Source organism: Alteromonas sp. ABE4_545 (genome assembly GCF_056161325.1).
Genome location: NZ_JBSWYY010000001.1, coordinates 172,125 through 188,451, shown reverse-complemented (window position 1 = coordinate 188,451; position 16,327 = coordinate 172,125). Strand labels below are relative to the sequence as shown.

Below are 16,327 nucleotides of genomic sequence, written 5' to 3'. Positions count from 1 at the left end.
CCCCAAGTTACTCAACAAACTTATCCACAGATTAAGTGGATAACATTGAGTTGTGAACACAATAGCTAATGATGGGGAAAAATGCTTAAATGAAAACGTTAAACAGCGATCATCGTTAAATTTTCTGTTTTAGGATCACCTATGCCAAAACAAACACTCGCCGTGTTACCGCAACAATTTACGATCCACAGCCTGTCGGCAGAGGCCTCTATTCCACCACAAGTCACCTCTGCCCCATTGTATTTTATAGGCAAGACAGAGGAAGCGCTGTCTATTGTTGTACCTGAAGATATCGAGTTGCATGCCGAAGACTACGACCCTCACTGGCGAGCACTAGAGTTGATTGGTCCACTTGATCTCTCTATGGTCGGGATAATGGCACAAATTGGTGCCGTACTCGCCGCAGCAAAAGTCAGTATTTTCGTGTTATCTACCTTCGACACAGACTTTTTCTTGGTCAAAGACAACAAACTAGCTGATGCAATGCAGGCACTATCAAAGGCAGACTACAAAATTATTCAGGCGTAAATAAACTTCATGAGCTACCTCTTTAACACATTAGTCTCGCCTCAACCGCCCGACACATACAAAAAAGCACTCTCATTGTTATCGCCGGTAAGTGGCACAATTCAGGCGATACAGCAAGCAAGCCACAACGCATTCGCACACCGCCTTCTCGGAGAAGGCTGTGTGGTGTTGTTGTCAGGCCATCAAATCATTGCGCCTGACAATGCATTGGTTATGCAAACTACGCCCGGTCACTATCACCTGCGGATAAAAACGCGTCTAGGTTTAACGATAAATATACAAGTAGGAATGCCCGAGCAAAACTTGCACGGAGAGCGTTGCCACATGCTGGTTAAAGCGGGCCAAAAAGTCACCGCTGGCACGGTGCTGATGGAAGTAGACCCCATGTGGTTAAAAACGAAAAATGCGCTGGCATGCGCGGTAACCTTGATGAATGTGAGTAAATTAACAGCCATGTCGGTATCTCCGCTTAAACAAGTAATGGCAAACCAAGACACACTATTTACGCTTTATGTTTAAGCCACTATTGAATCCCTTTTGCCTTTATATATCAGTTCACGCTATGCTTGCGACTATTAATAAGCCTCAATAACTATCGAAAAACAGATTGGGAGAATGGCGTTTATATGAGCGTGACGATATATGGCATCAGTAACTGCGATACGATCAAAAAAGCCCGTAAATGGCTAACTGAGCAAGGCGTTGAATTTACTTTTCACGATTTTAGAAAAGACGGTTTAGACCAAGCTTGGTTGAGCAACGTCGAAAGTGTTGTCGGGTGGGAAGTGCTGTTGAATAAACGTGGTACTACATTTCGCCAATTGAGCGATGAACAAAAGTCAGATCTGAATAAAGACAAAGCACTGGCGTTACTTGCCGAACATCCCGCGATGATAAAACGTCCAGTTTTAGACAACAACGGTGAATTTCACGTTGGCTTCAAGCCCGCGCAGTACGAGGAAATCTTCACGATATGAGTCAGGTTATCGAACTCGCCAAAACACTGATTAACAAGCGCTCGGTCACTCCAGAAGACGCGGGGTGTCAAACACTCATGCAGTCGATGTTAGGCGACCTAGGGTTTAACAATGAAACCATGGTATTTGAAGACACCACAAACTTGTGGTCTCGCCGTGGTAACCAAGGCCCCGTATTTTGCTTTGCTGGGCATACCGATGTGGTTCCTAGTGGTCCAGAAGACGCATGGCAAACGCCGCCGTTCGTCGCCACCGAAAAAGACGGTATGCTTCATGGTCGCGGTGCCGCCGACATGAAAGGCAGTCTGGCGGCGATGCTCGCTGCTACTGAGCGTTTCGTTAACGACTACCCGAACCACAAAGGCAGTATTGCTTATTTGATAACCAGCGATGAAGAAGGCCCTTTTATCAACGGCACTACTCGGGTTATCGACACGCTGGAAGCGCGAAATGAAAAAATCACATGGTGCGTAGTAGGCGAACCATCCAGCACCAAAGAAGTTGGCGATATCGTTAAAAACGGCCGCCGAGGTTCACTCACCGGTGATCTAACCGTAAAAGGGATTCAAGGCCATGTTGCATACCCGCATTTGGCCAAAAATCCGGTGCATTTAGCGGCCCCCGCCTTAGCTGAATTAGCTGCTTCTCACTGGGACAATGGTAACGAATTCTTCCCGCCCACCAGCTTTCAAATCTCCAATGTTCAGGCTGGCACGGGTGCTGGAAATGTAATACCGGGAACGTTTCACGTATGCTTTAACTTCCGCTTTTCAACGGAAGTAACCGATCAAGAGTTGATCCAACGCGTGTTGGCTATTTTAGACAAGCACCAGCTTGACTACGATATTGACTGGACCTTCAACGGCCAGCCTTTCCTCACCGATACAGGTGAATTAGTCGCCGCGACCCAATACGCCATAGAAAAGGTCACCGGCAAGCCTACTGAGCTCTCTACCGCTGGCGGCACTTCCGACGGCCGCTTTATTGCGCCAACCGGCGCAGAAGTGATTGAACTTGGACCAGTAAATGCCACGATCCACAAAATCGATGAGCACGTTAGTATGGCCGACTTAGAGAAACTGGAGCAAATGTACTACCACATCATGGTGCACTTGCTAGCATGATCGACAACGCAGCAACATTAGGGTTAGCCAATTCCGACCTCATTCAAATAGATGAGCGACATCAATTGCTTCCCGATGTTGCTGCCGCCTTCCAGCAATTGCAACAAGCCTGTTTTGAACACAGCATAGATTGCCAATTGGTTAGTAGTTATCGCTCTTTTGAACGACAACTCGCTATTTGGAACAACAAATGGCAAGGAAACGCGCCTCTCTACAACGCCAATGGAATGTTACTCGATACGGTGGCCCTCTCTGACGAAGAAAAAGTGCATGCTATATTGACTTGGTCAGCCCTACCCGGCGGTAGCCGCCATCATTGGGGAACCGACATCGACGTTTATGACAAAACTGCGGTGAAGGCCTCGGGTATCTCTTTTGAACTTGTTGATGCGGAATATACGCAACAAGGCCCGTGTTATGCGCTGTCTGAATTCATTGGCACTCACGGGGAAGCGTTTGGTTTTTCACGCCCATTTATGGCTTATCGCGGCGGTGTGGCCACTGAACGTTGGCATTTATCTTATACGCCCATTGCTAAAGAATTTGAAGCAATGAGAAACCTATCAGGTTTGCGCCACGCTATTAGTCATGCCGATATGCTGGGGAAAAACGTGGTATTGGCGATGCTCGACGAATTATATCCGCGTTATGTACTCAATAGAGGTAAAGCATGAACCACTGGGTCATTTTAATCATTGTTTTGTTACTCGTTGTTGGCGTTATTCTAAGCCACGTATTTTTACTGAAACAAAACAAACGCTTCGATGTACCTAAAGACTTCAAAGCCAAAAAATATGATGATGACGAGGACGATTGGTAATTCACCCATCGCCCCGTTATCCTATTTAAGCATCGACAACACGCACAGCCGTGCCATTAATGCTCACCATCAACATACTGCCTTTGTCACCAATGACTTCATAGTCTAAATCGATACCCACAACGGCATTCGCCCCCATTGCCAACGCTTCATGTTCAAGCTCTGCGAAAGCGAGTTGACGTGCTTTCGTGAGTTCGTCTTCATAAGCGCCGCTGCGACCACCGACGATATCGCGAATTGATGCAAACAAATCTTTAAAAATATTTGCGCCCATAATGGCTTCACCAATGACAATACCGTAATACTGTTCGATTTTTTTGCCTTCAATACCTGGCGTTGTTGTAAGTATCATAATGCTTCCTTGAGGTTAAGAGACGTTCTTAATTTTGCAATGTATGCTTGTTGTACACTGTTGTCGTAAGCACGTGCGGGTAACCTTCCCCACACCGGTGCAGGCCACGTGGCATCAGATGTAAACCGAGCCACATGATGAATATGCAGTTGTGATACGACATTACCTATCGCAGCAACATTTAACTTATCTGGCTGGAAGATATCCTGCATCGCTTGGCACACTTGCTTAGACTCCAGGCAATACTGTAGATAATCTTCATCTGTAAGATCAAGTAATTCCACTTTGTCGGCGCGCTTGGGTACCAAGATAACCCACGGATACTGAGCATCATTCATTAATAACACTTGGCAAAGTGGGAGTTCACCAACAAACAGGGTGTCGTTTTGCAAGGGTTCGGCGAGTTTAAACATCCATTTCCTCTATCTGAGTAGGTACCACGGTTAATAATGCTCGTTGCCCCAATGCTACATTTGCGTTAGGGAAAACAATCGCCTCACCCTCGTATTCAGCCTCGTACGTGTTGCCGGTTTCGCTCGCTAACACTGTCCCTTTGGCAAAATCCATAAAATTAGGTGTGTCGTCACCAAAGTGAAGCGTAAAGTCTGGTTGCGACTTATTGATCACTTGATTGACACGATAAATCGTCAGCTCACTTATATCCACTTGTGGCGCGTAATCCACTTGGGTAATGAGCGCCGTTAAGGCCTCTTTTGCCTCAGCAAAGCGGCGCATATCATTCTGACCAAAGGGTTGCACCTTACCCAACTCTACCGTGAAGGCATGCGCATTGTGATGATATGACGAATAATAACTGAAGGTTGTAGTTGGGCTTTCAGACAAGAGTATGGTCTTCACTCCGCACGCTGCCATCATTGCCAACTGACTTTGGCTGTGTTTGCGCTCGTGTAAAAAGGGGTACACTGCGAATTTTTCGTTCTTGGAAGCGCGAATTGCAGTATGTAGGTCGTAATGAATTTTACACTCGCCTTCCCCTGCCTCAGCAAAAAACGCTGTGACTGCGATTTCGAGTTGTTTTGCGCGCTTTCGCTCTTCATTCACTAACCCGGGCGAGGCTGAATGTGCACCGCAAAACAAGCGATTCATGTTTTCTTCGACAAAGCGCTTGGCGATGTCCATCGAAGGCAAATTGCCAAATAGAAACAACACGCGATGCTTAACCGCTATTTTTTCGGTTAGCAGCGACGACACCAATTCGTCGCAGATTTCAATCGGTGCGGTTTCGTTACCGTGTACGCCAGAAGAATACACAATGTGCTTGCCGCCAGACTCTGCCGGTTCAAAGCAAATAATACCTGGTGCGTGGATGGAAACCCGAGTGCCATTTTGTAGCGTTAGTGATAGCGGCTGTGAAAATTGCTCGGCTTGAGTACGAGAAAGGTGAAGAAACTGTCCAGATTCGAGAAGCGCAGTCTGCATAATTGTTGTGGGTAACCTGCATTGATAATTAAACCGACGCTAGTCTACCTGAAGGCTGTTTGAACTACAAAATCAGGGCTGTAAGCCGCGCTAAACAGCCTGATTTTTACGTTGATAAGAACCGCCAATAATCACTTCTTGTTGCGCTAACTGGATAAAGCTCGGCAAAGTAATGGCGCGAGAAAACAAAAAGCCTTGCCCCACAGGAATACCCATTTCACGCAATATGTGTAATTGCTCGATGGTTTCCACCCCTTCTGCAATAACCTCAGTTTGCTTGGCTTGGCCAATTAACATCGCAGCTTGAATAATGGCCTTGTTCACAGGATCATCGGTCAACGCCATCACAAAACTCTTGTCTATTTTTAACGCATCGATCGACAATTCGCGAATATAAGCGAGGTTGGAATACCCCTTGCCAAAATCATCAACGGCAATTTTAATCCCCATACTCTGCAACTGAGACAATTGCTTTTTCACCATCAGTGAATTAGACAGTGCAACATCTTCGGTTAACTCTAACTCAATGCGCGACAAGTCGCGTTGATAAACGGCACTGAGTCGTTTTAATTGGGCAATCAATTTAGTGTCGTATAACTGTGTGGGTGAAATATTCACTGACAGGCTAATAAACACGCCTTGGGCATCCATATCAGCCTGCGCTTTAAAGGCGCTTTCAAGCGTCCAGTAAGCCAGCTCGTTCATCATATTATACGACTCTGCGGCTTCAATAAGCGGGCCTGGAAATAACACGCCGTCTAGGGGGTGATTCCAGCGCAACAAACACTCAGCAGACACAATTTTAAGGGTTTTCAGATCAACTTGTGGCTGATAGTACAACTCGAGTTCATTGCGAGCCATAGCGCGTTGTAAGTCGGCTTTTAAAGCGAGACTACGGCCAGTAAATGACTTATCCCGCATATTCAGCATAAAGAAATTTTCGTATTTATTCTCTTTAGCTTGCTTAAGTGCAGCCTCGGCTTTCGAAACAAATTGAGTAATATCAAACTCACCAGCCGTTTTATTCACCACGCCTACATTAAAATCAGCGATAAAAGCATGACCTTCATGGTGCATGGGCGTTTTAAAATGCTCTATCAGGGTTTCAAATTTCTGCTGTAATCGGATAGCGGAATAGCTGCCGGGGAAAATCAACCCAAACACGTCACCACTGATGCGACCGAGCCTGACTTTACTACTGAATAAATGCAAAATTCTATTCGCAATTTCGAGCAAAAACTGGTCGCCAACGGCAATACCAAAACTCGTGGTCACGTCTGAAAAACGCACAACATCGACCAACATTAGCGACATATCTTCATGCAGCTGTGCATGCTGTTCAATGGTATCGATAAAAACAAATCGGTTAGGAATAGTCGCCAACGACTGGTGGAATCGACTCATAAAAAAGGTCTACTACTTCAAATTAGAATTCGGGTTATTGTTTTTCTTTTATACGCAACTTAAGTTGTCAACACACAACCTAAATTGCTGGCCCTAGAATGCACTTTTACTTTAGTTCATGAATCCTTTGGCGCGGTCAAACGCATGCAATTAAGATCACACAATCCATTCGGAATACTGATGTTCCTTCATCACTTAACTCAATAAAACCACGCTGCAAGGTCGATCGCAAGCGTAAATAGGTTTTATTTTGTATCAGTGTTTGGATTTAAAACAATTCCTTACATTTATGCTTGTTTATGTAAAGTTTGAAACAAAAAATCAAACTCGATACGGCGTTTACAAGCAAAAATGCCGCACAATAATTGTACGGCATTGATTAGCTAACGAGAAAGAGATGCTTTATTAGCTCTCTACTTTACAAGATTGTAGCTTCCACACTCGGTCAACATAATCTTGAATTGAGCGGTCAGAAGTAAATTTACCCATCTTCGCGGTATTGATAATAGCCATTTTAGCCCAACGCTCTTTGTCGCGATAAGCAATATCAACAAGCTTCTGAGCTTCAGAATAGGCCTCATAATCCGCCAAACATAAGTACGGGTCGCCGTGATCAAGCAAGCTTTGTTTAATCGCCGCTAGTGCACCTGGTTTACCTGGCGTGAAGTAATCACTCTCCATCCAATCTAGTACCGCTTTAATTTCCGAATTGCGATAATAATAATCGTAAGGGTTGTAGCCTTTTGCTTTTAACGCATTGACTTCATCGACGGTTAAACCAAAGATAAAGATATTGTCGTCACCCACTTCTTCAGCAATTTCAACGTTTGCACCATCAAGGGTACCAATAGTCAATGCACCGTTTAGCGCAAGCTTCATGTTACCCGTACCCGACGCTTCTTTACCCGCGGTGCTGATTTGCTCAGACACATCCGCCGCTGGGATCATTTTTTCCGCCAGCGACACTCGGTAGTTTGGCAAGAATACGACTTGGAGCTTCTTGTTCACACGAGGATCGTTGTTAATCTTATCCGCCACTTTATTAATGGCAAAGATAATGTCTTTCGCCAACTTGTAACCCGGTGCGGCTTTAGCACCAAAAATAAACACACGTGGGTGCATGTCATAATCAGGGTTTTCAAGTAGTCGACGATACAAGGCCATGATGTGCAACAAGTTCAAATGCTGACGCTTGTACTCGTGAAGACGCTTGATTTGAATATCAAAAATGGCGTTGGTGTCGACTTCAATGCCAGTACTGGCTTTAATTTCTTCGGCCAATGCCACTTTGTTTTTATGCTTCACTTGCATAAATTGCTTTTGGAATGTTTTGTTAGTGGCGTGTTTTTCTAGCCCTTCTAACTTTTTCAATTCCTTCGGCCAATCTGCACCAACTTTCTTCGCAACCAGTTTAGAAAGTTCAGGGTTACAAGCCTTCAACCAACGACGAGGCGTAATGCCATTAGTCACGTTAGTGAGTTTTTCTGGCCACAATTGATCAAACTCAGGGAACAAGTTTTCTTTCACCAACTTAGAGTGTAACTCGGCAACGCCATTGACACGGAATGAACCAATAACAGACAAATGACCCATGCGAACCATTTTTTCATTGCCTTCTTCAATGATCGACAATTTGGTCTTCATTGCATTGTCACCCGGCCACTTCTTATCAACCTCAGCCATAAAGCGGTGGTTAATTTCGTAGATGATCTCGATGTGACGCGGCAAGATTTTCTCAAGCATACGCACCGGCCACTTCTCTAGAGCTTCTGGCAACAAGGTATGGTTGGTGTAAGCGAATACTTGGGTACAAATGTCCCAAGCTTTATCCCAATCTAATTCAGCACGGTCGACCAAAATACGCATCAGCTCTGGAATAGCAATCGCTGGGTGAGTGTCATTCAACTGAATCACTACTTGGTCAACGAAACGGCTCCAATCATCGCCATGAGCGCGCTTATAACGACGGATGATGTCTTTTAATGAACAAGCGCAGAAGAAGTATTGCTGAATTAAGCGCAATTCTTTACCCGCTTCGGTCTCATCGTTCGGATACAAGACTTTTGAAATTGTTTCAGCTTGTACATTTTCAACTTGTGCATCCACGTAACCACCGGCATTGAACACGTCCCAGTTAAAATAACCAGACGACTTACTTTGCCATAAACGCAACACGTTAACGGTTTTGCCACCAAAGCCAACAACTGGAATATCCCAAGGTACGCCTTTTACAATAGCGCCCGGATGCCATTCTTTTTGAATGCGGCCATTGTCGCCATATTTGGTTTCCACATAACCAAACAAAGACACCTCCTGAATCGATTCAGGACGACAAATCTCCCAAGGGTTTCCGTAGTCACGCCAGCTGTCTGGGCGCTCTATTTGTGCGCCAGCTTGAATTTCTTGACGGAAAAGGCCGTGCTCATAATGAATACCATAACCAATAGCTGGCAGCTCTTTAGTCGCAAGTGAGTCAATAAAACACGCGGCCAAACGCCCTAACCCACCGTTACCCAAGGCCATATCAGGTTCTTCTTCGAGTACATCAGTCAGGCTAATGCCCAGTTCTTGCAGTGCTTCGTCAGCGGCTTCAAATAAATTGAAGTTGTGTAAGTTGTTAGACAGCAAACGGCCCATCAAGAACTCTGCAGAAAAATAATGCACTGCACGGGTGTCGTTCAGGTAGTGGGTCTTTTGCGTCTTTCTTAATCCTTCAAGAACCTGTTCTTGCATCGCAGCACAGGTTGCTTTCCACCAAGCATGGTTGTTCGCTTTGTTTTCGTCTGTTCCCAGCGTACTGTGAAGATGACGAATGACAGAAGCTTTAAATTCGTTTTTATCCAACTGAAGATCAGTATCAGAGGTCTTCGCGTTCATGATTTTTCCCACCATTTACTTGCTAGCCAAAAATAAAGTGTAATTAAATTACAGCGGTAATGATGAGAATATAGCAAGGTTAAAACAAACTTTTTGTAAAATCTTTGTTAAAATACGAAAAAACCGAGTGAATTCGTATGCAATCACTCGGTTTTTAACATTTATTTAACTAAAAGTTGTTTTAAATGGTGGCGTAAACGCCGTTATTTTATAATTTTACCAACAAGCGCTTCAGCTTCTTTTATTAGATCTTGTAAGTGGCTTTCACCATTAAAGCTCTCTGCGTAAATTTTATAAATTTGTTCTGTACCTGAAGGACGAGCAGCAAACCAACCGTTTTCAGTGGACACCTTCACACCGCCAATCGCAGCATTATTACCCGGTGCATGAGTTTGTACTGCGGTAATAGGCTCACCCGCTAACGTATCACTGGTAACAACCGATGCATCCATTGCCGATAGCTTCTGTTTTTCTTCCAGCGATGCAGCCACATCAACACGCATGTAACAAGGTGCACCAAACTTTTCTGTTAGTGCATTGTAGTGTTGCCCTGGATCTTTACCCGTGACCGCAGTAATTTCTGCAGCAAGAAGACACATAATAAAACCGTCTTTATCGGTTGCCCATGTCTCGCCATTGCGTTGCAAGAAGATCCCACCGGCACTTTCTTCACCGGCAAAACCTAGATCTCCCGATGACAAGCCTTGTACAAACCACTTAAAGCCTACTGGCATTTCTGCCAACGACTTGTCGAGAGAACCCGCAACACGGTCTATCATACTGCTTGATACCAAGGTTTTACCCACTTTCATTTCGCTCGACCATTCAGGACGATGCTGGTACAAATAGTTAATTGCGACCGCGAGATAATGATTAGGGTTCATTAGCCCTGAACTCGGGCATACGATACCGTGACGATCAAAGTCGGGGTCGTTGCCCCATGCTAAATCGAATTTGTCTTTTAATTCAATTAGGCCCGCCATGGCATAAGCAGAAGAACAATCCATGCGTAACTTGCCGTCTTTATCGCGACGCATAAAGCCAAATTGTGGGTCGACACTGTCGTTAACTACCGTAATATCAAGCCCGTATTTGTCTGCAATATGCTCCCAATAACCAACACCAGCCCCACCGAGAGGGTCGGTGCCCAGTTTCAGCTTGGCACCCGCAATCGCTTTCATATCCACAACTTGAGCTAGGTCGTCGATATAATCCATCATGAAATCAGATTCTGTGAAAAATGGAGAGGCTTTAGCATCTTGCACCGACATGCGTTTCACGTCTTTATTGCCATTGGCAATAAACGCATTTGCGCGATCCTGAATAACTTTAGTTACATCGCTGTCTGCGGGGCCACCATGAGGAGGATTATATTTAAAACCACCATCTGATGGTGGGTTATGAGAAGGTGTAATCACAATACCGTCGGCAAAACCTTCGGTAATACCACGGTTATGGCGAATGATGGTGCGGGAAATAACCGGCGTTGGCGTGTAACCTTTGCTGGCATTGTCAGCTCGTTGAATAACCACATTGATATTATTAGCACACAGCACTTCAATGGCTGTCACCATAGCGGGTTCAGACAACGCATGGGTGTCCTTACCAATAAAAATAGGGCCAGTAATTGATTGGTGCTGACGGTATTCCGCTAGTGCTTGGCATATCGCGGCAATATGAATATCTGTAAAAGTTGTATTCGCCGCTGTACCTCGGTGGCCTGATGTACCAAAGCTCACTGCTTCAGCTGGCTTGGTTGGGTCAGGTTGAAAAGTGAAATATTGCGTGATCAGTTCTGCAACGTTAATCAGTTGCTCGGGTGCAGCTGGCTTACCAGCTTCTGGGTGTAATGCCATTAGATATCCTTATTGCTTTACAATTTTAATGAATCTCTGCTATTTCGTAAGTTCTGGTGCAAAACATGACGTCACCGTTGTCACGGTTTGTTCATCGTATCCTAATACTTGCAAAACTTGCTCCAGCATCGTGACTTTCTTACCGGTATTGTTATTCGTCACTACCCAATACTCGCTGTCAGGAATTTGTTTTGGATTTGTACTACTGCCCGTTTCCAGTAACGCTTCTTTACTGGTGGCAAAATAAATACGGTTTTTACCTTTAATTTGCTCCACGCGTTTAAATTCGTCACCTTGCACGGCACAGATCTGAGACAAGATAAACAAGAATTGCTCAACGCGTTTAGTGTAAATGCCTAATGTGTCAGCAGTAATACGGGCTAGCAAATCTTCTGGGGCTGCAGCAGCAACTGGCGCCTCTTCAATTGATTGGCTCTGCTCTTGCACTTCTTTCACTGGTGTTACTTTTTTCTTTTGTGGTTTGGCAGTGGTAGTGACTGCTTTTTCCGTAGTAGGTGTAACAGGTGCAGGAGACTCCGGCATCAATAAGCGACGCAAAATATCCGAAGCGCTTTCACCAATATGTTTGGTTTGACTAGCGATGAAAGCATACAACTCTTCATCAATTTCAATGTTTTTCATAGACGACTTCCTTTTTTGACGCACCATTATAGACAACCCCGCCCACTATCGCAGCACTTAATCTGTGCAAATGACGCTTTTTCTGATCCGGCCTGTTGGGTTTGCGATCCACCGTATTCTCCCCTGCCTTTTTCAATTGGGAACCAAATCAGACATAGCCTATACTCAAGTATCAGCTTAACCACCTAAGACAATCATTGCGCTATGTACACCAGCGGGAGATTGCTGTAGTAATAGATAAACAAAAAGTACAAGCGTACAACGTGATTCGCGATAGTGGTCAAAGTGTTAGTTAGGTCATGGTAAAGGTGTACCCATGCGAAAAAATTGTGAGATGCTGCTTAAAACGCTAGATAAGTTTGTGATAGGCAAAACAGAACAACTCAAATTAGCCATCACTTGTTTAATTGCCAATGGGCATTTATTAATTGAAGATTTACCCGGCATGGGCAAAACCACCCTGTCTCACGCACTCGCCAAGGCTTGGGATCTTGACTACTCACGTGTTCAATTTACTTCCGACCTTCTACCCACAGACGTATTGGGGGTCAGTATTTTCGACGCTCAAGAGCAAACATTTCGTTTTCATCAAGGCCCCATTTTCAATCATTTAGTTTTAGCCGATGAAATCAACCGAGCTAGCCCCAAAACACAAAGTGCGTTACTTGAAGCAATGGAAGAACGCCAAGTGAGTATTGACGGTGTGACGCACCGACTACCTGAGCCTTTTTTCGTTATTGCGACACAAAACCCAAGTCATCAATCGGGTACCTACCCCCTTCCTGAGTCACAACTCGACCGCTTTTTGATGCGAATAACCCTAGGATATCCCGACTGGGAAGCAGAAAAGGCAATGTTAAAGCAAGATACACTGGCTGATGTTAAACAGTTAAATAGCCAGTTATCCATACAAGATCTATTGAGCCTTCAACACACAGCCACCCACGTTCACGCCAGTGACGCGGTTATCCATTATATTCTGCGACTAGTTAGTTATTCTCGTGAAAGCGGCCACTTTCCCAACCCATTATCACCAAGGGCGAGTAAAGCACTGCTTCACGCAGCGAGAGCTTGGGCTGTATTACACGACCGCGATTACCTCATTCCCGAAGATGTGCAAGCGGTGTTTGCCGCCGTTGCCGAACATAGGCTACGGAGTGAAAACAGTAACCATTTTGAAAAAGGCGTACTAAGCCAACGCTTACTGGAACAAGTCGACCCCTTGGCCGCATAGCAATGTATCGCTATCTGAAAACGCGCCTGAATACGTACTCAGAACGTTGGTTACGCCGGCGGATACCGGCCAGTACATCATTCACATTAGGCAACCGGTCGATTTTTATTTTTCCCAGCCGTTTTGGTCTGGGTTATCTGGGAATGTGCCTTTGCTTGTTCTTATTGGGCACCAATTATCAAAACAACTTGATCATTCTTTTGTGTCATTTTTTGTTGGCAATTTTTCTGCTCACACTGTTTTTGAGCTATTTAAATTTCTCGCGATTAACACCCGCATGTCGAGGCGTGAAACCAGTATTCTGTGGAGAAAATGCCGTATTGACGATCACACTTGGCACTCCCCACTTAGCGTCGAACCACCGAGTATCTGCGCAGGGGCTACTAAATTTACATTGGCAACACGAACAGGGTGATTTTATCGAACATGAAATGACTCAAGGTGAAAACAAACTCTATTTACCAAGAGAAATGCATTCTCGTGGCAAGTTCATGTTACCAAGAGTGAGTATTGGCTCTGATTACCCACTTGGCCTTTATCGATGCTGGACCTATTTAGACTTTGATCAATGTGTGACGGTTTACCCCAAACCCATTACGTGCCCAATTCAACTTCACGCACTTCACGACGAAGACGACGAGGGAGAGCGTGAAAGTGATATAGCTGGTCAGGATGATTTTCACAGTCTGCGCACTTACCGAGAAGGTGATCCACTTCACCGTGTTGCCTGGAAACAAGTAGCCAAAGGCGGTGAATGGATGAGTAAAACCTTTAGTGCTCAGGTGGCAACCACGGGTTGGTTAATGTTGCCCTCTTCTACCGCCAATGAATTAGAAACCGAATTAGGCAAGTTGTGTTATCAAGTCATGACACTGTCTGACCGCAAACACAAATTTGGGTTAAAACTAGGATCGGTAGAAATTGCGCCTGCCGCAGGTGAAACACACCGTATTCACTGCTTGAATGCCTTAGCTACTTATTCACCTAACCTTGAAGTTTCATCTGCCGCGAGGCAAAGTTAATGCCCCGTCTTCCGATAGTACATCACCATGCAAGCCTGCTGATTAGCATTGTTTTTGCTCTGTTAAGCATCAGCTTGTATTCGCCCTTAGCGTTTTGGGTTTTGTTACTCGCCATGTGTGGATTAGCCGTACGCGTCGTACTATTTTTCGGTTGGTATCAACACGCCCCAAGTAAGCGAACAGTCAATTTATTAGCTCTGTTATCTGGTGTCACACTGGCCTCGTTTAGTTTTTCACTTGGCTTGTTAGTCAGCATGGTTAACTTATTAGTCATGGCCTGTGCTTTGAAGCTCATGTTGTTGTCGCGTCGACGAGACATTCTGCAACTCTTTGTGTGTTGTTTATTTCTCACCGCTTGTGGTTTTGTTTTTGAGCAATCCGTTGCCGCCTCACTATTTTATATTTTGCTGATGGTGTTACAACTACTTGCACTGGCTAGCTTGTATACGCCGCAGTTAGGTCCTCGCAATCACATTAAGCAGGTAATTACTCTATCTATTCAAGCAACACCGATTGCTGCACTGTTATTTTTGATGATCCCACAGTTACCACCATTGTGGAAAATGCCCAATGGTCAGTCTTCTGAAACCGGGCTATCTGACACGATAACCCCAGGAGACATCGCGGAGTTGTCAAAATCAGATGAATTAGTATTTCGCGCTACGTTTAATAACCGTGTCCCCGTTATGCAAGAGCGATACTGGCGGGCAATGAGTTTAGAACAGTTCGATGGTGCAACATGGTCTGTAAGCCCTAAAAGAGAAGCAGTAAGACAACAATACAAACAGGCGGGCGTGCCGTTTTCTCCCCACGTATTTGGCCATCACTTCAACTATCAGGTTATTGCCGAGCCAACGGGTAAACAGTGGCTTTACGGATTGGATATTGCCGTACCTACTGATCCAACTGACACGCAATTCATTTGGCGAGGTTACGATTATCAATTGTGGGCTAAGCGCCCTTTAATGAGCAGAACTGCATATCAGTTGAGTTCGTACCCCCAACTGCCGCTGAATCAGGAGCCCATTGAATGGGTCACACGCCTTAATTTGCAACTGCCAGCGCAAGGGAACCCCAAAACCCAGGCTTGGGTGGAACAATTGCGTGCACGCAATCAAGACAATAAGCAGTTCGTCAACGCACTAATGAGCTATTTTACCACCAACCGTTTTGTTTATACGCTAACCCCACCACCGATGCCGCTAAACCCTGTTGACGCATTTTTATTTGAGCATCAGGCTGGGTTTTGCGCCCATTATGCGTCTGCACTGGCTTATTCACTCCGACTTGGTGGTATTCCAGCTCGCCTCGTCACTGGGTATCAAGGGGGTGAAGCATTAAAGCCCAAGGTATTAAGCGTTTATCAGTACGATGCTCATGCGTGGGTTGAAGCTTGGCTAGACGAAACAGGCTGGCAACGACTCGACCCAACTGCGTTGGTTTCTCCTGACCGCGTAGAATTTGGTCTAGCGCGCGCAGTACCTGAAGAGTCAGCTTTATTAAGCAGCAGTTGGATTAATATTGAGGTATTGCCGGGCATTGGGGCGCTAAAACATGTGTGGTCAAACATTGATTACATGTGGAGCCGTTGGATACTCGGTTATGACAGTGCGCTACAACAGGACTTACTCAAAACTCTCCTTGGCGATGTTACACCAGAAAGGCTCATACTCCTGTGCCTCACGGTGTTGTTGATGATCACCTTGTTAGTCGCAGTGTATTACTTGCCTGTTTGGCAGCAAAAACGACAACGCGGTCCCATCCCTCATTATCTTCGCGCTGTAAAAGCCGTTACTCACTACACCCAGATTGCACGCGGTAACCTAGGGCCAATCGATTACGCCAATTTAGTATACGGTAAACTCCCCCATGAACTGGCGGTGCATTTTTTAATGTTGTCACAAAATTTAGTGCAGCTCACCTATCAGTCAGGACAACAACAAGACGGCCAGTTTGTTAACGCCGTTGATACCTTTATCAAAAGGCTGAATAAACAAGCAAAAACATCTCGCCCTAGTTAAAAAAAACTAAAAAAAAACCCTGAAACAAGT

At 45.1% G+C, this 16,327-nt stretch carries 16 protein-coding genes; 9 read left to right on the top strand and 7 right to left on the bottom strand.

Annotated features, from left to right (window positions below):
• Nucleotides 1–141 precede the first annotated feature (141 nt).
• The 6 genes from ACXAH6_RS00965 to ACXAH6_RS00940 all read left to right on the top strand — a co-directional run bounded on the left by ACXAH6_RS00965 (nt 142) and on the right by ACXAH6_RS00940 (nt 3,449).
• Nucleotides 142–528 (top strand): ACT domain-containing protein, encoded by a 387-nt coding sequence (locus ACXAH6_RS00965; protein ID WP_474874752.1) that lies wholly within the window; start codon nt 142–144, stop codon nt 526–528.
• Nucleotides 529–537: 9 nt separating this feature from the next.
• Nucleotides 538–1,047: a PTS sugar transporter subunit IIA gene (locus tag ACXAH6_RS00960; RefSeq protein ID WP_474874751.1), complete on the top strand. Its 510-nt coding sequence runs from the start codon at nt 538–540 to the stop codon at nt 1,045–1,047.
• A gap of 107 nt (nt 1,048–1,154) precedes the next feature.
• Nucleotides 1,155–1,505 carry an ArsC family reductase gene (locus ACXAH6_RS00955; RefSeq protein ID WP_474874750.1) on the top strand — a complete coding sequence of 117 codons (351 nt, stop codon included), beginning with the start codon at nt 1,155–1,157 and terminating at the stop codon, nt 1,503–1,505.
• Nucleotides 1,502–2,629, top strand: a complete 1,128-nt coding sequence (gene dapE, locus ACXAH6_RS00950) for a succinyl-diaminopimelate desuccinylase (RefSeq protein WP_474874749.1) — start codon at nt 1,502–1,504, stop codon at nt 2,627–2,629. The genes ACXAH6_RS00955 and dapE overlap by 4 nt, the downstream gene beginning before the upstream one ends.
• Nucleotides 2,626–3,303 carry a M15 family metallopeptidase gene (locus tag ACXAH6_RS00945; RefSeq protein ID WP_474874748.1) on the top strand — a complete coding sequence of 226 codons (678 nt, stop codon included), beginning with the start codon at nt 2,626–2,628 and terminating at the stop codon, nt 3,301–3,303. The genes dapE and ACXAH6_RS00945 overlap by 4 nt, the downstream gene beginning before the upstream one ends.
• Nucleotides 3,300–3,449, top strand: coding sequence for a hypothetical protein (locus ACXAH6_RS00940; protein WP_474874747.1), 150 nt, complete (start codon nt 3,300–3,302; stop codon nt 3,447–3,449). The genes ACXAH6_RS00945 and ACXAH6_RS00940 overlap by 4 nt, the downstream gene beginning before the upstream one ends.
• Before the next feature lie 25 nt (nt 3,450–3,474).
• Here ACXAH6_RS00940 and ACXAH6_RS00935 read toward each other — a convergent pair whose 3' ends face one another.
• The 7 genes from ACXAH6_RS00935 to seqA all read right to left on the bottom strand — a co-directional run bounded on the left by ACXAH6_RS00935 (nt 3,475) and on the right by seqA (nt 12,020).
• Nucleotides 3,475–3,801 (bottom strand): heavy metal-binding domain-containing protein, encoded by a 327-nt coding sequence (locus ACXAH6_RS00935; RefSeq protein ID WP_474874746.1) that lies wholly within the window; start codon nt 3,799–3,801, stop codon nt 3,475–3,477.
• Nucleotides 3,798–4,214 (bottom strand): HIT domain-containing protein, encoded by a 417-nt coding sequence (locus ACXAH6_RS00930; RefSeq protein ID WP_474874745.1) that lies wholly within the window; start codon nt 4,212–4,214, stop codon nt 3,798–3,800. The genes ACXAH6_RS00935 and ACXAH6_RS00930 overlap by 4 nt, the downstream gene beginning before the upstream one ends.
• Nucleotides 4,207–5,241: a succinylglutamate desuccinylase gene (gene astE, locus ACXAH6_RS00925; protein ID WP_474874744.1), complete on the bottom strand. Its 1,035-nt coding sequence runs from the start codon at nt 5,239–5,241 to the stop codon at nt 4,207–4,209. The genes ACXAH6_RS00930 and astE overlap by 8 nt, the downstream gene beginning before the upstream one ends.
• A 90-nt stretch (nt 5,242–5,331) precedes the next feature.
• Nucleotides 5,332–6,645, bottom strand: a complete 1,314-nt coding sequence (locus ACXAH6_RS00920) for a putative bifunctional diguanylate cyclase/phosphodiesterase (RefSeq protein WP_474874743.1) — start codon at nt 6,643–6,645, stop codon at nt 5,332–5,334.
• Nucleotides 6,646–7,050: 405 nt separating this feature from the next.
• A complete protein-coding gene (locus ACXAH6_RS00915) occupies nt 7,051–9,522 on the bottom strand; it encodes a glycogen/starch/alpha-glucan phosphorylase (RefSeq protein ID WP_474874742.1) in 2,472 nt (823 codons plus the stop codon).
• Nucleotides 9,523–9,725: 203 nt separating this feature from the next.
• Nucleotides 9,726–11,378 (bottom strand): phosphoglucomutase (alpha-D-glucose-1,6-bisphosphate-dependent), encoded by a 1,653-nt coding sequence (gene pgm / locus ACXAH6_RS00910; RefSeq protein WP_474874741.1) that lies wholly within the window; start codon nt 11,376–11,378, stop codon nt 9,726–9,728.
• A 39-nt stretch (nt 11,379–11,417) separates the two neighbouring features.
• Nucleotides 11,418–12,020 carry a replication initiation negative regulator SeqA gene (gene seqA / locus ACXAH6_RS00905; RefSeq protein WP_474874740.1) on the bottom strand — a complete coding sequence of 201 codons (603 nt, stop codon included), beginning with the start codon at nt 12,018–12,020 and terminating at the stop codon, nt 11,418–11,420.
• 316 nt (nt 12,021–12,336) lie between these two features.
• Between seqA and ACXAH6_RS00900 the strand changes: the two genes are divergently transcribed.
• The 3 genes from ACXAH6_RS00900 to ACXAH6_RS00890 all read left to right on the top strand — a co-directional run bounded on the left by ACXAH6_RS00900 (nt 12,337) and on the right by ACXAH6_RS00890 (nt 16,297).
• Nucleotides 12,337–13,254, top strand: a complete 918-nt coding sequence (locus tag ACXAH6_RS00900; RefSeq protein ID WP_474874739.1) for an AAA family ATPase — start codon at nt 12,337–12,339, stop codon at nt 13,252–13,254.
• A gap of 287 nt (nt 13,255–13,541) precedes the next feature.
• Nucleotides 13,542–14,276, top strand: coding sequence for a DUF58 domain-containing protein (locus ACXAH6_RS00895; RefSeq protein ID WP_474874738.1), 735 nt, complete (start codon nt 13,542–13,544; stop codon nt 14,274–14,276).
• Nucleotides 14,276–16,297, top strand: a complete 2,022-nt coding sequence (locus ACXAH6_RS00890; protein WP_474874737.1) for a transglutaminase TgpA family protein — start codon at nt 14,276–14,278, stop codon at nt 16,295–16,297. The genes ACXAH6_RS00895 and ACXAH6_RS00890 overlap by 1 nt, the downstream gene beginning before the upstream one ends.
• Nucleotides 16,298–16,327 lie beyond the last annotated feature (30 nt).